This is a genomic window from Pseudomonas sp. E6002 (assembly GCF_013385565.1).
Taxonomy (GTDB): domain Bacteria; phylum Pseudomonadota; class Gammaproteobacteria; order Pseudomonadales; family Pseudomonadaceae; genus Aquipseudomonas.
The window spans coordinates 178991-205640 of the sequence record NZ_JACAPT010000036.1 but is presented as its reverse complement, the minus strand read 5'-3'; the positions used below and the strand labels follow the sequence as shown (position 1 = coordinate 205640).

Below are 26650 nucleotides of genomic sequence, written 5' to 3'. Positions count from 1 at the left end.
CCGCTGTAAGAGCGGAACCATAAGCCGCCGTTACCGCAGCAACGGATATGTACCCAATACAGCTACCGCGCCAGCACCATGGCAAAATACCCAAACACCGTGAGCAAAATCCCCGACACCGCATACGCCACCGGAAACCCGATCCACGGCACCGTGCTATCAATTTCTTTGGCCGCCTCCCGCGCCGGCCCCGAGTGACTCCGCGCCCCCGCAACACCGCCCATGAGAATCGCCGGGTTGATCTTGAACACATGAAAACCCACAGCCCAAACAATAAACGGTGGAATCGTACAAGCCACGAACCCAAGCAAAAAGATCTTCAACGCAATGATCGCGCTAATCTGCGAAACCAGATTAGCCCCGGCATTCACCCCCACAATCGCGACAAAGAATATCAACCCCATGTCCTCGAGAATGTTGCGCGCCGCATTCGGGGTATTGCCAAAGAACCGCACCCGCGACACCAGCGACGAGACGATAATCCCCGACACCAGCAACCCGCCCGCATTGCCCAGCCCCACCGCCGCACCGAACGCCGGCACCTGAATCAGCCCGATCAACAACCCCAGCACCATACCCAGCGACAGCGTCAGCAAATCCGTCGCCGTACTCGCCCGCCCCGCCTTGCCCAGCAACGCCGTGGCCTTGTCGATGGCACTGCGCAAGCCAATCAAGTGCATCACATCCAGGCGCTGCAACCGCGTTTCCAGCCCCACCGGAATCGGCGCACCACCCCGCTCAATCCCCACCAACTGCACCTGCCCGGCAATCGGCGACTGGCTGAATTCCTTGAGCGCCCTGCCCACGGCATCCTTGTGAGTCACCAGAATCACCGCCTCATCCAGCGGTATATTCAACGCTCGGGCATCAGGTACTTCCGGCCCGATCAGGCCCATGTGATCGGTCAGCGCATCCAGGCTGCCGCCCAGGGCGATCACATCGCCGAGTTGCAACACCAGCGTCGGTTCAGCCCCCAGCAACTCTTCACCACGCTCGACGTTCTCGATCTGGTACAACGCAAAGCGCTGGCGAAACTGCGCGATGCTCTGCCCCACCAGCTCCGGGTTCACCAGGCGATAGGCCCGCAGGTCAAACGGCCGATACCCACTGAGCCCGGCATCGTCGACGTTCGGCACACCGTGCTCCACCTCGAATGCCTTGGCCGCCTTGCGCGCATCCACACCCCACCAGCGCGGCAGGTATTTGCAGATCAGGATGATGCCGACCGTGCCCCAGATATAGGTGATGCCGTAAGACAGCGCGATCATCGCGGTGGCCGCCGCCGCCGTGGTGCCCGGTGGCAGCGGCACCACGCCCGAGGTAATCGCCTGTTCGGCGGAGCCAATCGCCGCCGACATGGTTTGCGAACCGGCAAGAATCCCGCCCGCCGCGCCCACCGGCAGGGATAACAGCCGAACGCCGAGCACCACGATACCCAGCCCGAGGAACGAGGACAGGATCGCCAGGAAGGTGAATTTCAGGCCATCACCCTTGAGACTGTTGATGAACGAAGGCCCGACCCGCAGCCCGACGCCGTACATGAACAGGTAGTAAAACAGGCTCTTGGTAAAGTTATCGAGTTCGAAATGCACGCCATAGTAAGACGCCCACGTCGCAATCGCGCAGCCGATCACGATGGCCCCGGCCACCGCGCCCAGGCCATAACCCTTGATGGTGCCGCGCCCGACCCAGACGGACAGGCCAACCACCAGGAACAGCAGGATGTAGGGGTTGTCGTGCAGGAAAGTAAAGAAGGCAGTCACGATGATTCGTACCTGGCGATGCAACGCTAAAGGCACCGGGCCTCGAGGCCCGGTGAGTGTTCAGTGCGTTCAGTCGAGGTTCGGGGTGTCGGCCGGGATGACCGGGTCGGCGATGGCGCCATGGCTGAAGCTGGGGCCCGCGTCGGAATGCTCCACCGGGTTTTTCTGCAGGTGGGCAACGGCCTTGCGCAGGTCTTCCAGCAGCAACGCCACCAGGTCACGGCTCACGCCATGCCGTACCAGGATGCGCTGTACCACGACGTTCTGCCGATCGGACGGCAACGGGTATGACGCGATCTGCCAGCCGCGCATGCGCACGCGCTCCGACAGGTCGTAGAGGCTGAAGCCGTGGTCGACGCCGTCCTTGAGCTTGTAGCAGACCGCCGGCAGCCCATCCTTGCCGTCGTACACCAGTTCCAGCGGGGCAAACTTGGTGATTTCCGAGGCCAGCCATTGCGCCGTGTCGGAGCACGCTTGTTGAATCCGCGTGTAGCCGTCGCGCCCCAGCCGCAGGAAGTTGTAGTACTGGGCAATGATTTCACCGCCGGGCCGGCTGAAGTTCAGGGCAAAGGTCGCCATGTTGCCGCCCAGGTAGTCGACGTAGAAGATCAACTCTTCCGGCAAGTCTTCGGTGGAGCGCCAGATAACCCAGCCGACGCCCAGCGGCGCCAGGCCGTACTTGTGGCCGGAAGCGTTGATGGACTTGACGCGCTCGATCACAAAATCCCATTGCAGCTCTTGCTGGATGAACGGGGCGATAAACCCGCCGCTCGCCGCGTCGACATGGATCGGGATATCCAGGCCGAGGTCACGTTGCATCGAGTCCAGCTCGGCCGCCAGGGCTGCGACCGGTTCGTAGATCCCGGTGAAGGTCACGCCCAGGGTCGCGACGACACCGATGGTGTTTTCGTCGCAATATTCCCGCAGGTCGGCCGGGCGCAGGCCCAATGCGTCACCGCGCAACGGCACTTCGCGAATTTCCACATCGAAATAACGGGCGAATTTCTTCCAGCAGATCTGCACCGGGCCGCACACGAAATTCGGTTTGTCGGTGGGCAGCCCCGCCGCTTCCCGGCGTTTCTTCCAGCTCCACTTCAGTGCCAGGCCGCCAAGCATCGCCGCTTCGCTGGAACCGGTGGTGGAGCAACCCACGGTTTGCCACGATTTCGGCGCGTGCCACAGGTCGGCAATGATGTGCACGCAACGGTTTTCGATCTCGGCCGTCTGCGGGTACTCATCCTTGTCGATCATGTTTTTGTCGAGGGCATCGGCCATCAACTGCTGCACTTCGGGCTCGACCCAGGTGGTGCAGAAAGTCGCCAGGTTTTGCCGGGAATTGCCGTCCAGCAGCAGTTCGTCGCGCACCAGGTTGTAGGCGGCCGACGGCGTGGTCGAGTGGTCCGGGAGGCGGTATTTGGGCAGTTTGTGCTGGGCGGAGCCACTCGAATAGACGTCTTCGATGGCTTGGTCCTGGGTCTCTACGGTTCTGTGAAGTGCCATGAAATCCTGCTCTTGAATGAGGGAAATGGCGTAGACGTTGATCGCGACAAATGCCGATCAGGCTGCGTCAGGAAACGAACGATGGAGCGGTGGCGCCGAATATCACACGCACGGCGGCGCAGGAAAGTGACCCAGATCATTAAAGGCGTGGATAAGCAGGCAGACGTGCCGGGGGTGCCTGGCAGTGACCTACTGGCTCAGTGCTTCGTTCAATATCAGGCTGCGATAGTGCCCGGGGTTGGAGCCCGACCACTTGCGAAACGCCTTGTAGAACGAGCTGGCATCGGCAAACCCCAGGCGGGTGGCGATCTCGGCAAAGCTGATGTCGGAATCGGCCAGCCAGACGATCGCCAACTCCTTGCGCACGCTGTCCTTGAGGCCCTGGTAGGTCTGCCCTTCTTCCGCCAGGCGCCGGCGCAGGGTCGAGGCCGAGATGCACAGGGATGCGGCCAGGCCTTCGGTTTCCGGCCAGGTGTCGGCAGGCATGTGCCGCAGGTCGGTCTTGATGCGGGTGGCAAGGCTGTCCGGGTCGCGGTATTTGACCAGGATGTTGGCGGGCGCATGGGCCAGGAAGCGCTTGAGCTCCTCCGGGCTGCGCTTGATCGGCAGGTCGAGGCAGTCGGCGGAAAAGATCATCCGGGTACGCGGCCGGTCAAAGCGCAAGTTGTCGGAAAACATCACCTGGTAGTCGTCGCAGAAGTCCGGCTGCGGGCAACGCAGTTCAATCGCCAGGATCGGGATCCGGCGCCCAGCCAGCCAGCAGGCGACGCCGTGGACGATCATCCAGTAGGCGAAATAGGTGAAGGCGCGCCTGGGTGCGGGCTCCGGCTCCAACAGGACGATTTCCGCCAGGCTCTGCTGGCGCACCAGTTGCGCCGGCATGCGCTCGAGCATCAGTGACAGGAACCCCAGGCCGGTTTCCAACGCAGTGGCCAGGCTCGGTTGTGCCATGGAGGCCCGGCAGAGGAACTCCAGGCTGCCGGACTTGAGCTTGCGCGGGTCCATGCCAAAGAATTCATCGTCCATTCGCCGTGCCAGCAAGCGCCATAAGCGTGCGTAAGCGGTTGCCGGGACGCGTGCGGTTGGCTGGCCCAGCAGTGCTGGATCAATCCCGACCTTGGTCAACACTTCATCGCTCGCCGCACCCGGCGCACAGCTCTGCAACAGGGCTTCGCGGACCAGTTGGATGGAAATCGTGTCTTTTTCCGACATGGGGAATGGCGCAATCCGGTGGCTGGGACGATGCCGCGCATTCTAGTGTCGGATGCGGTTTGCCACCACCGTTCAGTCAAGGTTCAGTAAAGGTCAATATTCCCTGTTTAGTAATGAGTATCATTATGTTACAACTTAGCATCCTATCTAGTGACGATTCGGTGCCGAATGCTTGTTCCCTTTTTAATCATGCTGCGCGAAGGCATAGAAGCCGCCTTGATCGTTGGCATTATTGCCAGCTATCTCAAGCAAACTGGCCGTGGCCAGTACATGCCCGCAGTGTGGATCGGCGTATTTCTGGCAGCGGCCCTCGCGCTGCTGGTCGGCGGTGGCCTGGAACTGGTGAGTGCCGAATTCCCGCAGAAACAACAGGAACTGTTCGAAGGCATCGTCGGCCTGGTGGCCGTGGGCATTCTCAGCTCCATGGTGTTCTGGATGCGCAAGGTCGCGCGCTCCATCAAGCATTCCCTGCATGAATCCCTCGATCATGCCCTGGCCGGCTCCAAACACCAGGTCACCGCACTGATTGCCATGGTGTTTTTCGCCGTGGCCCGTGAAGGCCTGGAAACCGTGTTCTTCCTGCTGGCCGTGTTCCAGCAAAGCGAAGGTCCGGGCGCGCCGATTGGCGCCCTGCTCGGCCTGATCCTGGCGATCATCGTCGGCTTCCTGATCTACACCGGCAGCATGCGCCTGAACCTCGGTGCGTTCTTCCGCTGGACCGGCCTGTTCATCCTGGTGGTGGCCGCCGGCATCCTCGCCAACTCGGTACAAGCCCTGCACGAAGCCGGGGTATGGAACCACCTGCAAACCGTACTGTTCGATTTCAGCGCGACGCTGCCGATGGATGGCCCGCTGGGCTCGGTGCTGGCCGGCATGTTCGGCTATCAGGACGCCCCGACCATCAGCACCCTCGGTGCCTACCTGATTTACCTGGTGGTGGCCCTGGTGATGTTCTTCCTGCCGGCGCCGCCGAGCAAGCCGGCTACCCGCACAACCTCTTCCGTTTCCAGCCAGTAAGGACCGCCTCTTGTCCAACCAAACCCCTCAACCGGCTCCGCCCTCCCGCGCCTTGCGCTGGGCGGTGGGCGGCTCGGTGGTCGTGATGATCGCCGCCGGTGGCCTGTTCTACTACGCCTCGCAACTGGCCGCCTCCAAACGCCAGGCCAACCACGATGAAATCGCCGTCACCATCCACGCCCACAGCTGCGAACCGAATGCGCTGACGGTACCGGCGGGACGCGCCAGCTTCCGCATCATCAACCGCTCGGACCGTGCCGTGGAGTGGGAAATCCTCGACGGCGTGCTGGTGGTCGAAGAGCGCGAAAACATCGCCCCCGGCCTGAGCCAGGTGATCAACGCCAACCTGCTGCCCGGCGACTACCAGATCACCTGCGGCCTGCTGAGCAACCCGCGTGGCACCTTGAAGGTGACACCGACTGCCGAGTCTGACGCCCAAGCCAAGGCCAAGCCGTCGATGGTCGCGTTTATCGGCCCGCTGTCGGAATTCCGCGTGTACCTGAGCAGCCAGGGTAGCGCCCTGGTCAAGGCCGTTACCGCGCTGGACCAAGCCATCGAAGCCGGCGACCTCGCCCAGGCCCAGGCGCTTTACGTACCGGCCCGCGAGGCTTACCAGCGCCTGGCCCCGGCTTCGCAACGCCTGGCGGAACTGGACAACGCGATCAACGCCCGCGCCGACTACTTTGAAAAGCGCGAGCAGGACCCGGCCTTCAGCGGCTTCCACCGTCTCGAATACGGCCTGTTCCAGCAACGCAATCTCGACGGCCTGGCGCCGATTGCCCAGCGCCTGGTCACCGACGTCACCAGCCTCAAGCAACAGCTGCTGGCCCAGTCGCTGCCGCCGGAGCAACTGGTGAGCATCGTGGTGCGCAACCTCAACAGCCTGGCCGACGTACGTGCCGCCAGCGGTGAGGAAGAACGCTACAGCCATACCGACCTCAACGGCTTCGCCGCCAACCTGGACGCCGCCCGCAAAGTGGTCGACCTGATGCGCCCGCTGCTGACCAAATCTGCCGCGCAATTGCTGCCGGGGATCGACAGCGCGATCAACGCCCTCGATGCCGAACTCAACGGTTTGAAAGTCGATGGCCGCTACGCCTCGTATGACAGCGTTACCGCCGATCAGCGCAAGCAGATCGCCGACAAGGCCAAGGCTCTGGCCGTTGCACTCGATGGAATCGACCCCGCCCTTGGCCTTTCCGGCCTGAAGTGAAGACGACCGTAGACATGAGTGATTCAGAACAATTTTCCGCCCAGCGTCGTCGTGTATTGCTGGGTATGGCCGCCACTGGCGCGGCCATTGCCGGCAGCAGCCTGAGCTGCCCGGCAATGGCTGCCAACGCGGCGGCACAAGTGACCACCGCGCCAAGCAGTGAAAAGACCCAGGACCACCACGATTTCCATGGCAAGCACCAGACCGGCATCGTCACTCCGCGCCCGGCCTGCGGCATGCTGGTGGCATTCGACGTATTGGCCAGCGACCGCGAGGACCTGGAGCGGCTGTTCCGCACCTTGAACGAGCGTATCGCGTTCCTGATGACCGGCGGCACCGTGGTGCAAGTCGACCCGAAACTGCCCCCCACCGACTCCGGCATCCTCGGCCCGGTGGTGACACCGGACAACCTGACCATCACCGTATCGGTGGGCGAGTCGCTGTTCGACGAACGCTTCGGCCTGGCCGCAGCCAAGCCCAAGCGCCTGATCCGCATGGTCGGTTTCCCCAACGATGCACTGGAACCGGCGCAGTGCCACGGCGACCTGAGCCTGCAGTTCAGCTCCAACACCCCGGACACCAACATCCACGCCCTGCGCGACATCGTGAAAAACCTGCCGGACCTGCTGCTGGTGCGCTGGAAGCAGGAAGGCAGCGTGCCGCCCCAGGCCCCTGCCCGCCCCGGCGAGCCAGCACAAAGCGCGCGCAACTTTCTCGGTTTTCGCGACGGTTCGGCCAACCCGAACTCCAACGACAACAAGGCGATGGATCAGATTGTGTGGGTCCAGCCAGGCAGCGACGAACCGGCCTGGGCCGCCAATGGCAGCTACCAGGCGGTGCGGATCATCCGCAACTTCGTCGAACGCTGGGACCGCACCCCGCTGCAAGAGCAAGAAAGCATCATTGGCCGGATCAAGACCAGTGGCGCGCCCATGGATGGCCAGAAAGAAACCCAGGTCCCGGACTACAGCAAGGACCCGGAAGGCAAGTTGACCAAGCTCGATGCCCACATCCGCCTGGCCAACCCGCGTACTGCACAGACCCAGGCCAACCTGATCCTGCGCCGGCCGTTCAACTACTCCAACGGCGTCAACAAAAACGGTCAGCTGGACATGGGGCTGTTGTTCATCTGCTACCAGGCTGACCTGGAGAAAGGCTTTATCAGCGTGCAAACCCGGCTCAACGGCGAGCCTCTGGAGGAATACCTGAAGCCGGTTGGCGGCGGTTACTTCTTCACCTTGCCAGGCGTCACCGGGGCCCAGGATTTCATCGGGCGCACGCTGCTTGATGCGACACATCCACAAACCACTGCCAAAACCTAAAACAAACCCCAGAGCGGAAATCGTCCCATGAAGAAGTCGTCTCTCGCATTGTCGTTGTTAATGAGCCTTTCGCCGCTGGCCGCCTTCGCCGCCACCGCGCCGCTGGACCTGGTAGGGCCGGTGTCGGACTACAAGATCTACGTCACCGAAGAAATCGGCGAGCTGGTCACCCAGACCCAGGCGTTCACCGACGCCGTGAAAAAAGGCGACCTGGCCACCGCCAAGAAGCTGTACGCGCCAACCCGCGTGCACTATGAGTCGATCGAGCCGATCGCCGAACTGTTCAGCGACCTCGACGCCTCCATCGACTCCCGCGTGGACGACCACGAGAAAGGCGTGAAAGCCGAAGACTTCACCGGCTTCCACCGCATCGAGTACAGCCTGTTCTCCGAGAACACCACCAAAGGCCTCGACGCCCTGGCGGACAAGCTCAACAGCGACGTACTGGACCTGAAAACCCGCGTGGACGGCCTGACCTTCCCGCCGGAAAAAGTCGTGGGTGGTGCTGCTGCCCTGCTGGAAGAAGTCGCCGCGACCAAGATCTCCGGTGAAGAAGACCGCTACAGCCACACCGACCTGTATGACTTCCAGGGCAACATCGACGGCGCGAAGAAAATCGTCGACCTGTTCCGTCCGCAGATCGAGAAGCAAGACAAGGCCTTCGTTGCCAAAGTCGACAAGAACTTCGCCACCGTGGACAAGATCCTGGCCAAGTACAAAACCAAAGATGGCGGTTTCGAGACCTACGACAAGGTCAAGGAAGCCGACCGCAAAGCCCTGGTTGGCCCGGTCAATACCCTGGCGGAAGACCTGTCCACACTGCGTGGCAAGCTTGGCTTGAACTGATCCAGACGCTGCATGCTCTCGCCCGGCCTGCCGGGCGAGAGCCTTCCTCAGGCTGACGCCACCTGCACTCCGTCCGAAGGCCGCAAGGCATCGCGGATAGTCCGCAGCTTCAAGCACGTTTCCTCGTACTCACTCCCGGGATCCGACTCGGCGACAATGCCGCAGCCGGCGAACAGGTGCGCCTCACAGCCTCTGATCAACGCCGAGCGCAACGCCACGGCAAATTCACCATCACCCTGCGCATTCATCCAGCCCACTGGCGCTGCGTACCAGCCACGGTCGAGCTGCTCGTGCTCTCGGATATAGGCCATCGCCTCACGTCGCGGCAAGCCACCCACCGCCGGCGTCGGGTGCAGGGCCTGCACCAGTTGCAGCAATTGCACCTGGGGATGCAAGCGGCCCATCACCGGCGTCAACAGGTGCTGCACGTTGGCCAGCCGGTGCAACTGCGGCTGGCTGGCAATGTCGAGCATCGCGCAATAGGGCTGCAATGCTTCGCGCAGGGTTTGAACCACCAGGGTGTGTTCGTGGCGGTCCTTGGGGCTGTCCATCAAGGCCTGGCCAAGTTCGGCATCGTGCTGCTCGTGACGACCACGCGGGCAAGTACCGGCCAACGCCACCGTGTTCAGCGTGCCACGAGTCACCCGCACCAGCCGCTCCGGCGTTGCGCCGAGAAAGCAGCTGTCACCACGGCTGAACGCAAACAGGTACGCCTGGGGATAGGCCGCCTTGAGGTTTTCCAGCAGCGGGCCACAGGGGATCGTCCGTGAGGTGGTCAACCGCACTTCGCGGGCCAGCACCACCTTGCGCAGGTCGCCGGCGTTGATGCGCTGCACGGCCGTCGCCACGGTGTCTTGCCATTGCTGCGCGCTGATGGTGTTTTCGTCGCTCGGTGTGCCGAGGGGAATCTCCTGGCGTGGCGCACTGGCGTAGCGGGACAGAAGCAACGTCCACTGGGTTTCCAGGCTCTGGGCGCAACGCACCGCGTCCGCCCCGGGCTCCAGCCACTGGCTGAAGATCACATGATGTTGCTCGGCTTCCCGCAGCAGCAGGATGCGCGGCAGCACCAGGGAGGTGGCGGCGAATGACTGCCATTTGAGCGAGCGTGGGCCCTTCGGGTCAAACGCAAAGCCGCCACACAGCAACGGCTGGCGCGGCCCCACCTGATGGGCCTGGCTGAGCAACGCCTGCCACGCCAGGGCACTGGCGTTGAAGCGGTCATCGGCCCCGGGGCTGATTTCCTCGGTACAACCAAAGCCGGCCATGGCCAGTGCGCCCCGGTCACTTGACCAGAACAGGCTTTGCCCGAGTACCTGGCGGTTGGCGGCAAATAACCGCAGCGGGTCCAGGCGCTCCGAGGCCAGGCTGAACACCACCAGCACTGCGCCGCCCTTCTCGCGCGCCAGGCGTTCGCCCTCGGTCAGCGCCTGAAGCAATCCCGGCAGACGTTCACTCATGCTCCGCTCCTTGATGCTGCTGGCGCCAGTGGCGCACTTGCTGGTCGATATTCCATTGGATGATCTGCGCAAACAGCGGGACCACGAACATCGGGTCCAACCCTTCGCGCTCGGCCCAGCGGCGGCGATGGGGCAGCATGGCGGCCACCCGCTCGGGGGCGGCGATGCTGGCTTCGTCAGGCTTGAACTGCGCCGCAGCTTTCACATAGGCCAACCGCTGGCCGAGAGCGCGGATGATCTGTTCGTCCAACGTGTCGATACCCAGGCGGACGTCTTCCAGCCCGCTGCACTGCTCAGGTGTTTTCATAGGATTCTCCGGTCATGGGGTCGACGGCCAGCACTGCCACGCCGGTTCGGCGGGGCTGCCCAGCAACAGTTCCAGGTGCTCGATCAGGTCGGCCTGGCTGTCGCGCAGGTAAAAATGCCCGCCGTTGAAGGTTCGAAAGTCGGTGACCTGGCGCGTCACTTCCGACCAGGCATGGGCTTCCTCCCGATCGACTTCGCGGTCGGTGCTGCCCAGGCATACGCTCACGGGCACGTCCAGCAGCTCGCTGATATCGCCGCAGTAGTTTTCGATCAGGCGGTAATCATTGCGCAATGCGGGCAGGTAAAGTGCCTGCATCTCGGGTTCGTCCAGGGGTGATGGCGCACCACCCGACAGGCGCCGCACATCCGCCAGCAGACCGGCATCCGGGCCCTGGTGCAATTGGCTGTGACGTTGCCGGTGAGGGGCCGGATGGGCGGAGACGATCAGCCGTTGCAGGTCCTTGCCCTGGCGGTTCAGGCGCCGCGTCACCTCATAGGCCAGCGCCGCACCCATGCTGTGGCCGAACAGCACCAGCGGCCGGTCGGACAGGTCCCACAGCGCCCGGGTAATAGTGCCCGCCATCCATTCCAGGCTGCCGGGCCAGATTTCACTCAGGCGCTCTTCGCGGCCGGGGTATTGCACGCTGACCAGTTCGATGTCAGCCGGCAACAGTGCCTGCCAACCGCTGAAAAATCCCGCGCTGCCGCCGGCGTGGGGCAGGCAGACCAATCGGCAACGCGGCGTTTGATGCTGCGGGTAACGTCGCAGCCATGGGCTGGGGATTTTCTTCATAACACGCCCTCCTCCAGTTCAGTGGTGACGTGGATCCGGGTCTGCGGCAACCAGCGCAGCACCTGGCGCAAGCAGTCATCGGCGTCCATCACCTGGGCAGCGTAGTGCGTGCCTTCGGGCAGTTTGGCCAGTTGCAGGGCGCAGATTGCCGCCACTGTGCCGGTCAACGCCGAGCCGTCGGCGGCACGCAACCAGGCGGTGGCCTGCTGCGGTTCGCCGTGTTGCAGGCCTGCCATTTCGACTGCGAGCAACTGGTAAGGCGTGCGCCCTGCCAGGTCCAGCGCACTGGCCTGTACCAGGGCGGCAATGTTCTCTGCCGTGTGTCGCAGAGCCGGTGGCGAGCCCTGAATGCGCCCGAGTGCGGCCCGCAGGTGGCCGCCGTCGAACAGGTTGTAGGCCTGGGCTTCGCGCACCCGCAAGTCAGTAAACAAGCGCTGTTGCTCAGTGGTTAGATACGGGTGGGCCGTTACGGGACCGCCCACCAGCCAGGGCCGCTCGAAGTGTTCATCGACGAGTACGGCGGACTTGATTGCACGGCCATCGCACCAGCCCATCGAGGCCTGGCCATAGCCGTTGCCGAGGCTCAATAGAAAGTCCTCGGCCGCCGTTGTCGACAACCGCCCAAGTCCGACGGCATAGCAATGCACGGCATCGACGCGCTCGAACGACGCCGCAAGCACCTTGGGAAACAACCCCGACAGCCCGGGCAACATGCCGGCTGATAACACCACACGACGACCCGGCGGCAACTGAGCGGGCAGCAGCTGATGCAGCGGATCATCGCCGCCGACATCGATGTAATCGGCGCCACTGGCCAAAGCGGCCAGCGCCACCCGGTCGAGCACCTGGTAGCTGGGGCCCGCGCAATTGATCAGCAGGTCGCAGCCGCTGCAAAACGCCGCCAGGCTTTGGGCGTCCCACAGGTCCACTTCACGGATCTCGGCCTGCCCGTTCAACTCGCCGTCGTTAAAACGCTGCCCTTGCCCAGGGTCGCGACCGCCCAGGCGCAAGCGGCAATGACCGACCAGCACCCGCGCAACCTGCCGACCGACATGCCCATAGCCGCCTACAATCCCGACTCTCACGCCGCCACCTGCGCCAGCCGTTCGAACGCGCGGGCCACGGCTTCGACCTGGGGGCTCTGCATGCAGCTGAAGTGGTCGCCCGGCACGTCCACCACCTGCAATTCGCCAAGGCACAGGGCCTGCCAGTATTGGCTCATGTCGCGGTGCATGCCGGGCAGTACCTGGACTTCACCGCATTGGCGGATAAACACCATGTCACCGTCGTAAGGCGTGGCCTGATGCAAGGCGACGGCGGCCAGGCTGTGGCGCAGCACCTGCAGTTGCTCGCGCAGCCAGTCCAGGTCGCTCAGTTGCGAGCCGGCGTGGCGCATCGCGTCTGCAATTGCCTGCAAGCGCTCATCTGCCGACTTGGATGCCAGGGCCCGCAGGCAGGCCAGGGCCGTGGCACAGTCGGGCTCATCCTGCAGCGCCAGCAACGCACCTTGGGGCACGCGGCCCGGAGTTTGGCGCAGCACCTTGGCAATCGCCCGCTCCATCGCCTGTTCATCCACCGGGTAACCCAGGGTGTGCGGGTCGGCCTGCATCACGCGGGCGAACACGTACTCCGCCAGCAGGTCATCCTCGATCATGAACGGCACGCGGTAGCTGCTGATCACTGTCAGTTGCAGCACCTCGATGTCCCTCGCCGCGAGGCATGACGCCAGCTCCGTCGCCAGCAACCCGCCGAGGCAATAACCGACGATGCTCACCTGGCGCCGGCCTTCGGCGTGCAAGGTGTCGGCATAACGCTCGGCCAGTTCACGAATCGCCGTAGCCGGTGCCAGAGCCAGGTAACCCGGTACATCATTGAGCACCAGCCCCTCCAGTGGCGCTTCTTCCCCGAGTGCATCAAACAGCGCGCGATACGGTGCCAGGGTGCCGCTGCCATCATGGACAAAGATCCGCGCCGGGCCTTGCGCCTCCTCACGAATCCGCACCAGCGGCGACAGGCTCTCGCTGCCCTGCCCCCGCAGGTAATCCGCCAGGGCCGCAACGGTGGGCTGGTTGATCAACTGGCGCAGCAAATCCCCCCAGGGCACGTTACGGGCCTGGGGCAGGCTTTCCCGCAGGCGACCAACCACCTGCGCCACCAGCAATGAATCACCGCCCAACTCAAAGAAGCCCTGTTCACGGCCCACACTGGGCACCCGCAACAGGGTTTGCCAGACCTCTGCGATACTGCGCTCCAGCGCATCCAGCGGTGCAGCCCCGCTGTTGGCCTGTTGCGTGGCCTGGGCCATGCCGAGGTTGGCCAACGCCTGGCGGTCGACTTTGCCGTTGACCGTCAGCGGCATTTCATCCAGTACCCGCCACTCGGTGGGTACCATGTAATCCGGCAGGCGCTGGCCCAGATGCGCGCGCAACGCCTCCGGCTCAAGGGTCTGGCGCTCGGTCTTGAAGCGCGTGATGAACAGGTGCTGGCCGATCTGTGACATCGCATCGTCAGCTGCCGGCATGCACAGCGGCGTCTGCGCGCCGGCTTCCTGCAACAGTTGCTGCCACTGCTCGCGGCGGATGAACGTGGTGTCCTGCTCGGCGCGGAAATCCTCGAACGCGGTCAGGCCCTCCTTGAACTCCATGGACGCCATGATCTGGTAGGTGTCGCGGGTGGCTTCGATAAAGATCAGCCAGCCGCCGGGGGCGAGCATTTCCCGCAGCCGGGCGAGTACCTGGCTGGCATGCCGCGAGTTGTGCAGCACGTTGGCACACAGAATCACATCCAGGGAGTTGGCGGCGATGCCTTGGGCCCAGTGGTCGAGGTTCAGGTCAAACAGCCCGTAGCTGACCCACGGAAACTCGACGAAATGCTCCCGCGCTTCGTTGAGGAAAAACTGCGACAGGTCGGTGAACTGGTAGTCCACCGCCAAGCCGTCCAGGGCCGGAATCAGGTCGGCACTGGTGCCGCCCACGCCTGCGCCGATTTCCAGCAACTGCAGACGCCAGCCCGCCGGTTGCAGTGCGGCGATTTCCTGCACCGCCGCACACACCGCCTGGTTCAGGTACTGGCTGATCAGGTTCTTGCGATAGGCGCCTTCGGCGGTGTCGGTACGGCCTTCGGGAAACAGCAAGTGCAACGGGTCGAGCCGGTCGCTCATCAGGGCAGGCAATTGCTCCTGGCTTTCCCGCAGGTAGCGCAGCACTTCACCGCCCCAGCCCACACTCGGTTCCAGCGCCTCGATGCGCTGCCACAGCTGACGGTATTCAGCACCCGAGACCCGCAGTGACGAATAGGCGCCGGTGCCTGGGTTGCGGTCTACCAGTTGTTCGCGATGCAGCGCTTGCAGCCAGCGGCGGATCAGCCGTTCGTTGCGTGGCGCCACTTCGCACAGGCTCATGATCTGGGCCAGGTCGTGCTCGACGCCCGGTTGATCAAACAGCCCCGGGCGTTGCAGGGCCAGGCCCATGGAGAGCAACGCGGCACGCTCGACGCAATCGGACATCTGCGTAATCAGCGCTTCCGTCAGTTGGCCTTTCACGCCGTTGGCCGCCGCCAAGGCGTTGGGTGCCAACCGGGTCGGCCAAGGCAATGGAGTATCACGCAAAGTCCCGCGCACGCAGGCCTGCAAACGCCGCTCGAACGCGCCCTCGCCCGCAGCGACCACCACGGCCGATTCGACATGAGGATGACTGAGCAAGGCACTTTCGACTTCCGCCAACTCGATGCGATGCCCGCGAACCTTGACCTGGAAATCCTCACGGCCAAGGAACTCAATCAACCCGCTTTCAAGGTAGCGCCCCAGGTCGCCGGTGCGGTACAGCCGCTCGCCGCTGTGGGCATGCTCGATAAAACGCTCGGCGGTTTTCTCCGCGTCCCCCAGGTACCCCATCGCCAACCCCGTGCCGGCGATGAACAGCTCACCGGCAACGCCTTGCGGGCGATCGCGGCCTTGTTCGTCGAGCACCATGAAGCGTTGATTGGCCAGCGGCGCGCCGTAGGGAATGCTGCGCCATTGTGCGTCCACCTCGGTGATTGGATAGGCAATCGACCAGATCGCCGCTTCTGTGGCGCCGCCCAGGCTGATCAGTTGGAGCTCAGGCAACAACGCAGCGATTTCGGCGGGCAGGTTCAGCGGGATCCAGTCGCCGGACAGCAAGGCCAGGCGCAGGCTCTGAGGTGCCGCGGCCGGCACGGCTTGCAGGTAATGGGCAAGCATCTGCAACTGCGCGGGCACCGAGTTCCACAGGGTCACACCGTGCTCGCGGGCGCATTCGGCCCAGTGGGACGGGTCGGCGCGGCGTCCGGCGTCGGGCAACACCAGGGCGCCACCTACGGCCAGCAGGCCGAAGATGTCGTACACCGAGAGGTCGAAGCCCAGGCTGGCCAAGGCGAGTACCCGGTCTTCGGCGCCGATGGCGAAGCGCTGATTGATATCCACCACCGTGTTGAGGGCCGCCTGGTGACTGATCATCACACCCTTCGGAATCCCGGTGGAGCCGGAGGTGTAGATCACGTAGGCAAGTTGTTGCGGTGTCACCTGCGGCGCCGGCAGTTCACGTCCGGCACTGGCTGCGGCCTGATCAACGGGTATGCACTGGGTCACCTGGGCGGGCCAGGCCACGTCCTCGCTCAACCACGACTGGCTGAGCACCCGGCTGACCTCGGCGTTCTCAAGAATCAACGCGCGCCGCGCCATCGGCTGATTAGTGTCCAGCGGCAGGTACGCCGCGCCGGCCCGCAAGATCCCGAGTACACCGACCACCTGGTCGATGCCTTTTTCCATGCATACCGCGACCCGCTCGCCGGGCTGGCAACCGCCATCCAGTAACTGCTCGGCAATCGCCTCGGCACGGGCGGCGAGTTGCGCGTAAGTGAGCTGTCGCGCGCCCTGGATCAGGGCGACACGTTGGGGTTGCGCCCGGGCCTGGCGAAAGAACGGTTCATGCAGCAAGCCTGGGGGAATCGGCTGCGCCGTCTGGTTGATCAACTCCCGCACCAGTCGCTGGGGTGCCGGCAGTTCAAGGCAATCGTCCAGGGTCCAGGCCGAAGGCTCCCGCGCCAAGCGCTTGAGCAGACGTTCGAAGGTGTCGAACATCGCTTCCAGCATGGCCTCATTGAACACGCCCTGGCGAATGTCCCAATTGATGAACAGGCCGTTGTCGCGCTCGCTGACCTGGCAATCAATCAACACTTGCGGGGTCTGGCTGATGCCGTGCACCAGTTCTGCGCCGGGCATAAATGCCCCGCCGCCACTTTCGCCACCGGCGCCCAGGGTGCTGGTGAAGGCATAGGGCATCAAGGCCGCATCACGGCCTTTGCGCCGCGCCAGTTCGCGCAGTACTTCAATGCCGGAACACAGGCGGTGGTCCATGTCTTGCCACAGTCGCTCCTGCAACTGCTGGCTGCGTTCACCAAAGCTGCCGCCTTGCAGGGTCTGGACTTCCAGCAATTCCACCGAGCTGAAATCCCCCACCAGCCGATCGACCTGCGGGTGCAGCGACAGGCGATTGAGCAAGGTCAGGCTCAAGCAGAAATGCCCCTTGCGGCTCCAGCGCCCCAGGGTTTCGGCATAGCAGGAAAGAATCGCCGCCGACGCACCCACGCCGGCCGCCGCTGCATTCAGGCGCAGGGCGTTGAAATCCCGGGCCTCCAGGTTCAGGGCGCGGCGCTCGAAACGCGGTCCGCTGGGAGCGCCCTGCATGGGCAATTCCGGAGCACCGGGCAGGCTGTCGACCCGCGCCCACCAGTACTGGCGGTCACGCTGGTAACGCGGCTGTTCCCGCAACCGGCGCTCGCCCAGTACGTAGTCGCGAAAACTGATGGGCGCCGCCGGCGGCAAGGCTTCGCCACGATAGACCTGCTGCAACTCGGCCAACAGCATGCGCACGCTCTGGTAGTCGCACACCAGCAGATCCACTGAGAGATGCAGGCGCGCATGTTCACGGCCCTGGCTGACGCACAACTCGATCAGCGGCCACTGCTGGGGCGACGCCAGGCGAATTTCCATGCGTTCGCGCAGAGCGGCCAGTGCACGGCCGTCGTCTTCGCGCAGGTCATGCCGGGCGATCAGGTAATGCGGCACCTGGGGCAGGATTTGTTGGTAGCCGTCTTCCAGCACCACCGCCCGCAGCATGTCGTGACGCGCAATCAGATGGTTCCATGCCTGCTCCAGGCGCGCCGGGTCCAGTTCCCTGAGTTCAAATTCCAGGTAACCGTGGCACGCCACCCCGCCGTAGCTGAATGCCTGGGTGCGGCCCATCAGGTAAGCGGCCTGCACGTCGGTCAGCGGAAACGGTTCGCTGCGGGCAGCCAGGTCGGCCGAGACGGTGGGCATCACCGGTTCCATCAATTGCTGCAACAACGCGTCCTTGTGTTCGCGCAATTGTTGCAGGCGGCCTTCATCCATCACCCCGGCGGGCGCCCGGTAGCGCAGGCGGCCCTGCTCTTCCCAGAGTTCCACACCCAGTGCTTCGAGGTCCTGTTGCAGTTGCTGCAGTGTCATAGCGCACCCTCCACCATTGCGTTCCGGTTGACGTGGTCCTGTTCTCGTCGGGCGACAAGCCATTGGGCCTGGCGGGCGACGGTGGCCGCGTTGAAAAAGTCCTTCAGCGACAGTTCGACGTCGAACTGTCGGGCGATACGTTCGATCAGACGAGCGGCCAACAGACTGTTGCCGCCGAGGGCGAAAAAGCCCTGATTGCGTCCCACCAGGGGAATGTCGAGCAATTCGCGCCAGAGCCCGGCCAACAGTTGTTCGGCTTCGCCTTGAGGCGCGTCTTCATGCTCGGGTCTGGCGCCCTGGCGTTGCTCCTGCACCAGCCACAGCAGTGCGGCGCGGTCGACCTTGCCGTTGGCGCTCAGGGGCAGTTCGGTGAGGTTCAGCCAGTGGTCCGGCAACATGTGTTCCGGCAACCATTGGCAGAGCCACTGGCGCATGGCTTCGGCATCCGGCAGCGCGTCGCCCATCAGGGTTGCTGCCAACTGCGGGTTGGCCCCGGGCAACACCAGGGTGACGGCACGACTGACGGCCGGATGGCGTTCCAGGGCCACGTCGATCTCACTGAGTTCGATGCGGAAGCCACGGACCTTGACCTGCTGGTCCATACGCCCGAGAAATTCGAGGCTGCCGTCGGGCCAATAACGGCCCTGATCGCCGGTGCGGTACCAGCGTTGCCCGGCGTGCTCGACGAAGCGTTGGGCGCTGAGATGCGGCAGGCCACGATAGCCCTGGGCAACCCCGGCGCCGCCGATCCACAACTCCCCCGCCACCCAGTCCGGGCAATCGCGGCCCTGGCTGTCGACGACTCGAAAGCTTTGGTTATCCAGGGGTTTGCCGTAGGGAATCGAGAGCCAGTGAGCCGGCACTTCGTCGACGTCCTGGACGTTGGACCAGATGGCCGCTTCAGTGGCGCCGCCGAGAGCGGCGAACCGGGCGCTTTCGCCGGCTGCCAATCGCAGGCGGCGTGGCAGGTCCAGCCCGACCCAGTCACCCGAGACCATCGCCAGGCGTAATCCGCTCAGGGCATTCGGCTCGCGGGCCTTGAGGGTCAGCATGTCGAGCAACGCCGGTACCGAGTTCCACAGGGTCACGCGCTGCTGGCGGATCAGCCGCAACCATTCGGACGGCTCCTTGCGCCGCGCATCCGCTGGCAGCACCACGGCGCCACCGACACTCAGCAGGCCAAACAGGTCGTACACCGACAGGTCGAAATCGAGGGCGGAAACCCCGAGCACACGGTCATCCGCGCCCACCTGATAACGCCGGTTGATCGCGGCGACGGTGTTCAGCGCCGCCTGGTGGGAAACCTCGACGCCCTTGGGTTCGCCGGTAGTGCCAGAGGTAAAAATCACATAGGCCAGTGCGTCCGGCGCCACCTCGATCGGTTGTTTCAGGGCCCTGGCCGAACGCGCCTGGGCCAGGTCCACCACTTGCAAGTCCGCCAGCCATACACCGCGATCACGGTGGGCCGTATCGGTGATCACCACCTTGGCTCCGGCGCGTTGATAGATCATGTCGCGACGGGCTGCCGGCTGTTCGATACCCACCGGCACATACACCGCGCCCGCCGCCAATATGCCGAGCACCGCAACGATTTGCGCCTGGCCTTTGGGCAAGGTGATCGCCACCGTATCACCCGGTTCAATCCCCCACTGGCGCAGGGCACCTGCCACTTGCAGGGCCTGGGCCGCCAGCTCGGCGTAACTCAACTCAGCGTCCTCGGTGATCAATGCCACCCGCTGCGGGTGCACCTGCGCCTGTTGGAAAAAGCCATCGTGCAGCAAGCCTTTGTCATAGGCCCAGGGCGTGTGGTTGACCGCTGCACGGACCTCTTGCTGGCCTTGGGGCAACGGCAGCGGCGCGGGTTGGCGCCAGTCACCGGTACACAGCCACGCCAGCAGGTCGCCATAGGCGGTGAACATTTCGTCCAGCAGGCCTTCGGGGAACAGCGCATCTACCCCGTCCCAGTTGAGCAACAGGCCATCGGGCAGCGGATAGCTCTGGTGGTCAAGCCACACTTGGGGCGTTTGCGACAAGGCCCAGCCCGGTTCGCCCAGGTGCTGCCGGCAAGTGGCGTCGACAAACGCTTCGCCAAGGTTGCAGGCAAACACTACGGGGGCGCCGCCTTGCCGGGTGCGGGACAACTCACGCAGCACTTCCACACCAGGCCAGGCGCTGTGGGCGATGTCGCGGTGCAGTTGGCGTTGCAGGGCTTGCGCCTGCTGCGCGAAAGAACCCGCCTGGCGCTGGTCGATCTCCAGCAGCACCAGGTTGGAAAAATCCGCCAGCAGATGCGGGACGCAGGGGTGCAGCTCCTGGCGGTTGAACAGCGGCACGTTCAACAGGAAATGCTGGCTGGCGCTCCAGCGGCCCAGCACTTGGGTATAGGCGCAGCACAGCACGCTGGCCAGGGTCAGGCCGTGTTGGCGGGCCTGGTCTTCCAGGGCTCGCAACTGCGCGCGGCCGAGGCGCATCGCCAGGCGACGAAAACGCGGCGGGCCGAGGGATTGCGGCTCGTGTGCCAAGGGGAGTTGCGGGCCGTCGGGCAGGTCATCCAGACGTTGCAGCCAGTAGTCCCGCGCGCCGGCATCGCTGGTTCGGGTGGCGCCCAGGTAGTGGGCAAAATCCCATTCCAGACGTGGCAGCTGCGCCTCTTGCCCGCTGTAGATCAGCGCCAGATCCCGCAGCAGTACGCTGATACTCAGGACGTCCGCCACCAGCAAATCGATGTTCAGGTGCACCCGGCTGCGGCCGTCGGGCAAGCGGCTGAGTTGCACATCAAACACCTCGCCCTGGCGCACATCCAGGCAGCGGTGGGCCAGGCGCTCACGCAAGGCCAACTCATCCGGCCGTTCATGCACGGTCAACCCAGGCCACGGGCTGGTCGGCAGCACGCGCTGGCAAGTGGCGTTCGGGAAACAGGCGCGCAGCATGGGATGGCGGTGAGTCAGGCGCATCACCGCGCTTTCCAGGCGTTGAGCGTCGACCTGATACCCGTCCAGCTCCTGATACAGGTGACAGCCAACGCCCCCCAGCGGCATGGCCGGGTCGCGACCAAACCAATAAGCCTGCTGCAACGGTGTGAGGGCGAAATCGTTGTCGGCGGCGACGGGCTTGAGGTGCGTCGCCTGCCCGCGACGGCGGTCGATCAGCAACCACCAGGCCTCAAGGGTCGGCTGCTCAATCAGTTCGGCAAAGCTCACCTGCACACCTTCGCGGGCGAGCAAGGCCGGCAGGCGCATCATGCTCACCGAGTCCAGGCCCTGCTCGATCAGCGAGGCATCGGGCTCCAGGTCCTGGGGGGCATAGTCGAGCAACTGCGCGACACCGGCACACAGCGCCTCGGGGCTGTGTGCGAGGCCGCCGGGTGCAGGATGAACGCATGCCAGTGATGGGTTATCGGTCATGGGGGACGGTCCTTTGGGGAACGGTAGGGTCTGGGCGCAAGCGCCAGCGATTGATCGCTTCGCGCTCGTGGAACAACTCGCGGTAACGGCCGGGCGTGGCCATCAACGCGTCATGGCGGCCGACCTGGGCCAACTGGCCGTGGTCGAGCAGCAGAATCTGGTCGGCATGGGGCGCCAAGGTCGGTTTGTGGGTGACCAGCACCACCGTGTGCCGGCGGGCCAGTTGCAACAGGGTCCGATTGACCCGCGCCTCGCTGATGGCATCGAGGGCGGCGGTCGGCTCGTCCAGCAGGATCAGCGACGCGTCCTTGAGCAACACCCGCGACAACGCCAGGCATTGGCGCTCGCCGCCGGACAGGCTGACGCCCTGCTCGCCCAGCACGGTGTGCCAGCCCTGGGGCAGGCGCTCGGCGAGGCGGTCGAGGCCGGTGGCGCGGGCGGCGTGCTGCCATTGCTCTTCGCTGGCGTCGGGGCGGCCCAGCAGCAGGTTGTCCAGCAGGCTGCCCGGCAACAGCGGGCTGTCCTGGAACATCAAGGCGACCTGGGTATCTCGGGCCAGGGCCGACAGTTGCCGCAGGTCGACACCGCCGAGGTGAATCGCGCCACTGCTTACATCGCTGAAGCGCGCCAGCAGGCGCAACAGGCTGGACTTGCCGGAGCCGGACGCCCCCACCACCAGGTTCAGCGAACGCTCCTGCAACGTGAAGTCGATGCCTTGCAAGATCGCCTGGCCCTGGCGGACCAGTCCTACGTCCCGCACTTGCACGTCGTAACCCAGGGCAGGTTGGGGTTCGAGAGGCTCAGGCAACCCCGGCATCTGCAGCAGGTGGCGCAGGCGATTCAAGCCGTGGCGGGTCTGGCGCAACGTGGTACCGAGGTTGACCAGCGCGCCCATTGGCTCCACCAGGCAGGTGGCGAGAATCGCCAGCGCCAGGAACTTCGCCGCATCGAGGGTGCCACCCAACACGGCATACAGGCCGCATAACAGGATGGCGCTGTAGCCGGCCTGCAACACCACCGCCAAACCCAGCGCGGCGGGAAAAGTGCGCCAGTGGGCGTGACGCTGTGCCTGTTGCTGCTGGGCCAGGGCCTCGGTGAGCAGGTCGAAACCTTGCTCGGTGCGCCCGCTGGAGCGCAGCAACGGTTGCTGGCGCAGAAACTCCATCACCCGGGCCGCCGCTTCATTGGCTGCGGCTTCGCTCAGTGCTTCAGCTTGCCCGCCCCAGCGCACGCCCCAGTGGTACACCAGCACCAGCAACGGCAACGCGGCCAGTGCCGCCAACGCCATGGAGCGGTCGTAGAAAAACAGCGCCAGCAGGAGTGCCAAAGGCGTCAACAGCGCATTGGCCATTGGCTGCAAAAGGTGCGCCGGGGTGCTCATGATTTGCAGCACGGTGTGAGTCACCAGGCGATTCAGTTCAGCGCTGCGCCGCTCCACAAACCATTCCAGCGGCAGTTGCACCAGCTTGTCACCAATGCGTCGGTTCAACGCCTGGGCTGCTTCGGCACCGGCGCGATAGCCCGCCAGCTGGGCATACCGGCGCAGCCAGAGGCACAACAAGGCCATGCCGGTGAAACCGATGGCCCAGGCCCAAGGCGTGGTGTTGCCGAACCACTGGGCAAAGGCCATCGGCAACAACGCCAACGCTGCGCCCTGGGCCAACGCACTCAACGCCATCGCCATCAGCGCACGCCGCAACAAGCCGGCTTCACGGGGTTGCAGGCTGCGTAACAGCGCGCGAATCATGCCCGTGCCCTCTTCAGTGCGGCCGCCGAAAACTGCTCAGCGGCCCACAGCCCGGCGTAAGTGCCCTGCTGGTCCAGCAAGCCGTGATGCGTACCGCGCTCGACAATCCGCCCGCCTTGCAGCACGACGATCTGGTCGGCGTCCTGGATGCTGCTCAAGCGGTGGGCGATTACCAGCACCGTGCGGGCACGGGCCAGGCGAGACAGCGCCTGCTGGATCGCGGCTTCGGATTCAGGATCACTGGCGGCGGTGGCTTCATCGAGAATCAGGATCGGCGCTTCACTGAGCATCGCCCGGGCAATGCCCAGGCGTTGCACTTCACCGCCGGACAGTTGCACGCCGGCTCCGAGGACGGTGTGATACCCCTGGGGCAGCGCGAGGATGCGCTGGTGAATCTGCGCGGCCCGGGCGGCGGCTTCCACCTCGATTTGCGTGGCGTCGGGGCGCGCCAGGCGCAGGTTGTCGAGGACGCTGGTGCGCAGCAGGCGCACATCCTGGAACACAAAGGCGACCTGGCGATACAAGGTGGCGCTGTGCATGTCCCGCAGGTCGACGTCGCCGATGCGGATCGCCCCGGCACTCACATCGGCAAAGCGCGCAAGCAAAGTGGCCAGGGTGGATTTGCCGGCGCCCGAGTCGCCCACCAATGCGGTCAGCGTGCCGGGCGGTAGATCCAGGTCAATGTCATGCAGCACCTGCGTGCCGTCGGGGTAGCGAAAGTCCACGCCTTCAAAGCTCACCTGGCGGCCCTTGGGCTCGCGGGATTCGCGAGGTTGCGTCAACGTCGCGCTGTTGAGCACGGTGGCGATACGGCTGGCGGCCATGCGGCCCTGCACCAGTGCATCCGCACCATGCCCGACGGCCGCGACCGGCGCTGCCAGGGCCGGCCCCAGCAGCAGGAACGGCAGCAGTTGCACCGGCATCAGCCAACCGCCAGCCACCAGCGACGCACCGCCCAACAGCACCAGGGCCAGCACCAGCAACGGCGAAAGCAGCACCTCGACACTCGCCCCAAGCCCGGCCCAGCGTTGGGCCCAGCAGGAAAAGAAACTGGCGAAACGTTCCACCGCACCGAAGAACTTTGACTGCACCCGATCGGCCCGGCCGAATGACTTGACCATGGCGATGCTCTGCACAAACTGCTGGGTGGCCAGGGACAGGTTGCCCAGCGCGGCGCCCAGTGCCTTCTGGTCATCCCGATAAGCCTGGGAGCGCAAGGCTCGCAGTCGCCACAGCGCCAGCGCTGGAGGCAGCAGCACCACAACGGTCATCGGCACACTTACCGTCAGCAGGTACAACAGGCACGCCAGGGGCGCCACCAATGCGGCGGCGAGGTTGTTTGGCAAGTGCGCCACCAGTTGATGCAGCGCACCTACGTCGTCGAGCAAAACACGGTCGACTTTTTGCCCACCACGGGCGCTGAACCAAGCCAGCGGAACCCGCGCCAAATGCGCGGCCAGCCGTTGGCGAACCTGGCGTTGCAGGTCGCTGTCGGCCAGGTGGGTCATCTGCAAGGCGGCAGCCAGCCCGAGCATGCGCAACAGCAAAGCGCCCGCACCGGCCAACAACCACCAGAACCCATCGTGCAGATCGAGTTTTCCGTCCAGCAACGACGGCGCCAACTCCGCCACCGCGATCAACGGCAGCAGGCCGATCAGGGTCGCCAGGGCTTGCAGCAGCATGGCGCAGATCAACCGGCCACGTACAGGCGCGAGCAGTTCACGCAGCGAGTCTTGATCAGCCACGGGCGGCGCTTCCCTCAGGTTGTTTTGCCCCGAAATACAGCTGCTGGATAGCCTCCCGCAGGTGCTTGCGGCTGACCTTGCCCACGCCGGTTTGCGGGAAACCGGGGATAAATTCGAAGCGGTCCGGCAGCTTGAAGGCCGCCAACCCTTGCTCACGCAGATGGCGCAGCAGTTCCGGCGGGCGCGGTGCCGTGCCACGGGGAATCACGAAGGCGCAGGTGCGTTCGCCGAGGTAGGCGTCCGGCATCGCCACCAAGGCCACATCGGCGACGGCAGGATGGCTGAGCAGGAGGTTTTCGACTTCTTCGGCGGCGATCTTTTCGCCGCCACGGTTGATCACGTCCTTGTCGCGACCTTCGACCATCAGGTAGCCGTCGTCGGTGAGCATTACCCGGTCGCCGGTGCAGTAGAAACCGTCAGTGGTAAACGCCTGGGCGTTGTGCGCAGGGTGGCGGTAGTAACCGCGAATCGTGTACGGACCACGGGTCAGCAATTGGCCGACCTGGCCCTGTATCACGTCCTGTTCGTTGTCGTCCACCACCCGGATTTCGTCGCCCGGGGACATGGGTTTGCCCTGGGTGTGCAGGACTCGTTGCGGTGGGTCGTTGGGGTCGGTATAGCAAATCAGCCCCTCGGCCATGCCGAACACTTGCTGCAAGCGGCAGCCGAGGGTGGGTTCCACGCGGCGGGCAGCCTCGAAGCTCAGTTTGGCGCCGCCGACTTGCAGCAGTTGCAATCCTGGCAGGCCCTGCCCGCGCGCCTGGGCGGCATCCAGCCAGACCAGCACCAGTGGCGGCACCAGCGCGGTATGGGTCACGCGTTCATGCTCGATCAGGGCGAAGCAGGTTTCGGCGCTTGGCGAGCCGCTCAGCACCACACGGCCGCCCATCAGCAAGGTGCCCATGAACCCCGGGCAGCACATGGGAAAGTTATGGGCCATGGGCAGCGCGGCGAGGTACACCGTGGCGTCGGTCAGGCCGCAACGTTCGGCGCTGGTCCGCACGTTGTAGAGGTATTCATTGTGGCGACGCGGGATCAGTTTCGGCACGCCGGTGGAGCCACCGGACAACTGGAAACACGCGACGGCATCCGCGGGCGGCGCAGAAAAGGTTGGCTGCGGGTCGTCCAGATAAAGGTCTTCGAGCGCGATGAATTCTTCAGCCTCACCGGCCACGATCACCCACGCAAGGTCGCCATGGGCCGCCTTCAAGCCACGGGCCATGCCCCGATAATCAAAACCTGCCGTGACGTCAGCGCAGAGGTATGCCCTGGCCTGGGCAAACTCGCAGAAGCGGCCGATTTCCAGATGACGATGGGCCGGTAACGCAAAGATTGGCCGTACGCCGAGGCGATACAGGGCGAAGCACACTTCGACAAAACCCACGCAGTTCGGCAGTTGCACCACCACGTTGTCCCCTGCCACCAACCCCAGCCGGGAGAACCCGCCGGCCAGTTGATCGACCCGTTGATCCAGTTGGCGATAGCTCACCCGCAGCGTTCCATCGGTGATCGCTTCACGCTCGCCAAAGGTGCGGGCGGCGTTGCGCAGCAGGTCGCCAAAGGTCTCGTCGCGCCAATAGCCTGCGTCGCGATAGCGTTGGGCAAACGCTTCGGGCCAATCGGGGCAGTCGTCAATGATAGTCATGGGGTCTCCAGAGTTTTTTTCGGCAATAAGGGGCCGATGCCGTGAACAAAAGGCCTGCGGGGCAAGGGTGAAAAGGGCTAGGGAGAATGGGTCATTGAGCGGTTCATCCATGAGTCGCCAAGGGCTGCGGAAATGAGAGTGATTATTAATAGGCAAAAGCCGCAGCACGGCAACC

Annotated in this window: 16 protein-coding genes; 4 read left to right on the top strand and 12 right to left on the bottom strand. The window is 64.4% G+C overall.

Annotated features, from left to right (window positions below; all coding sequences use genetic code 11):
* Positions 1-62: 62 nt before the first annotated feature.
* From HX815_RS31835 to HX815_RS27160, 3 genes are all read right to left on the bottom strand, one after another.
* A complete protein-coding gene (locus HX815_RS31835; protein ID WP_177029193.1) occupies positions 63-1763 on the bottom strand; it encodes a transporter in 1701 nt (566 codons plus the stop codon).
* A 69-nt stretch (positions 1764-1832) separates the two neighbouring features.
* A complete protein-coding gene (locus HX815_RS27165; RefSeq protein ID WP_008436222.1) occupies positions 1833-3263 on the bottom strand; it encodes a glutamate decarboxylase in 1431 nt (476 codons plus the stop codon).
* A 189-nt stretch (positions 3264-3452) separates the two neighbouring features.
* Complete coding sequence (locus HX815_RS27160; protein WP_177029192.1) at positions 3453-4475, bottom strand: AraC family transcriptional regulator; 1023 nt, start codon at positions 4473-4475, stop codon at positions 3453-3455.
* A 168-nt stretch (positions 4476-4643) separates the two neighbouring features.
* Between HX815_RS27160 and efeU the strand changes: the two genes are divergently transcribed.
* From efeU to efeO (HX815_RS27140), 4 genes are read left to right on the top strand one after another with little or no spacing between them, the layout of a single operon-like run.
* Complete coding sequence (efeU, locus tag HX815_RS27155) at positions 4644-5492, top strand: iron uptake transporter permease EfeU (RefSeq protein ID WP_003218412.1); 849 nt, start codon at positions 4644-4646, stop codon at positions 5490-5492.
* Positions 5493-5502: 10 nt separating this feature from the next.
* Positions 5503-6705: an iron uptake system protein EfeO gene (gene efeO / locus HX815_RS27150; protein WP_003218413.1), complete on the top strand. Its 1203-nt coding sequence runs from the start codon at positions 5503-5505 to the stop codon at positions 6703-6705.
* A gap of 14 nt (positions 6706-6719) precedes the next feature.
* The gene (gene efeB / locus HX815_RS27145; protein WP_008436218.1) at positions 6720-8027 is read left to right on the top strand and encodes an iron uptake transporter deferrochelatase/peroxidase subunit; all 1308 of its coding nucleotides are present in this window, start codon (positions 6720-6722) and stop codon (positions 8025-8027) included.
* A 27-nt stretch (positions 8028-8054) separates the two neighbouring features.
* On the top strand, positions 8055-8873 hold the full coding sequence (gene efeO / locus HX815_RS27140; RefSeq protein WP_003218415.1) for an iron uptake system protein EfeO: 819 nt from the start codon (positions 8055-8057) through the stop codon (positions 8871-8873).
* A gap of 47 nt (positions 8874-8920) precedes the next feature.
* Here the strand turns inward: efeO (HX815_RS27140) and HX815_RS27135 are convergent, their stop codons facing one another.
* Genes HX815_RS27135 through HX815_RS27095 form a run of 9 tightly spaced genes read right to left on the bottom strand, consistent with a single transcriptional unit; the run spans position 8921 to position 26475 of the window.
* Entirely contained in the window at positions 8921-10330 is a 1410-nt protein-coding gene (locus HX815_RS27135) for an isochorismate synthase (protein WP_003218416.1), read from the bottom strand.
* A complete protein-coding gene (locus HX815_RS27130; RefSeq protein WP_003218417.1) occupies positions 10323-10637 on the bottom strand; it encodes an isochorismate lyase in 315 nt (104 codons plus the stop codon). Before HX815_RS27130 ends, HX815_RS27135 begins: the two co-directional genes overlap by 8 nt.
* A 12-nt stretch (positions 10638-10649) precedes the next feature.
* On the bottom strand, positions 10650-11429 hold the full coding sequence (locus HX815_RS27125) for a thioesterase II family protein (protein WP_177029191.1): 780 nt from the start codon (positions 11427-11429) through the stop codon (positions 10650-10652).
* Entirely contained in the window at positions 11426-12514 is a 1089-nt protein-coding gene (locus HX815_RS27120; protein WP_023658858.1) for a saccharopine dehydrogenase NADP-binding domain-containing protein, read from the bottom strand. The genes HX815_RS27125 and HX815_RS27120 overlap by 4 nt, the downstream gene beginning before the upstream one ends.
* A complete protein-coding gene (locus HX815_RS27115; protein WP_177029190.1) occupies positions 12511-17934 on the bottom strand; it encodes a non-ribosomal peptide synthetase in 5424 nt (1807 codons plus the stop codon). The genes HX815_RS27120 and HX815_RS27115 overlap by 4 nt, the downstream gene beginning before the upstream one ends.
* On the bottom strand, positions 17931-21338 hold the full coding sequence (locus HX815_RS27110) for a non-ribosomal peptide synthetase (RefSeq protein WP_008436209.1): 3408 nt from the start codon (positions 21336-21338) through the stop codon (positions 17931-17933). Before HX815_RS27110 ends, HX815_RS27115 begins: the two co-directional genes overlap by 4 nt.
* A complete protein-coding gene (locus tag HX815_RS27105; RefSeq protein WP_003218423.1) occupies positions 21328-23085 on the bottom strand; it encodes an ABC transporter ATP-binding protein in 1758 nt (585 codons plus the stop codon). The genes HX815_RS27110 and HX815_RS27105 overlap by 11 nt, the downstream gene beginning before the upstream one ends.
* Positions 23082-24830 (bottom strand): ABC transporter ATP-binding protein, encoded by a 1749-nt coding sequence (locus HX815_RS27100; RefSeq protein ID WP_003218426.1) that lies wholly within the window; start codon positions 24828-24830, stop codon positions 23082-23084. The genes HX815_RS27105 and HX815_RS27100 overlap by 4 nt, the downstream gene beginning before the upstream one ends.
* The gene (locus HX815_RS27095; RefSeq protein WP_177029189.1) at positions 24823-26475 is read right to left on the bottom strand and encodes a (2,3-dihydroxybenzoyl)adenylate synthase; all 1653 of its coding nucleotides are present in this window, start codon (positions 26473-26475) and stop codon (positions 24823-24825) included. Before HX815_RS27095 ends, HX815_RS27100 begins: the two co-directional genes overlap by 8 nt.
* Positions 26476-26650 lie beyond the last annotated feature (175 nt).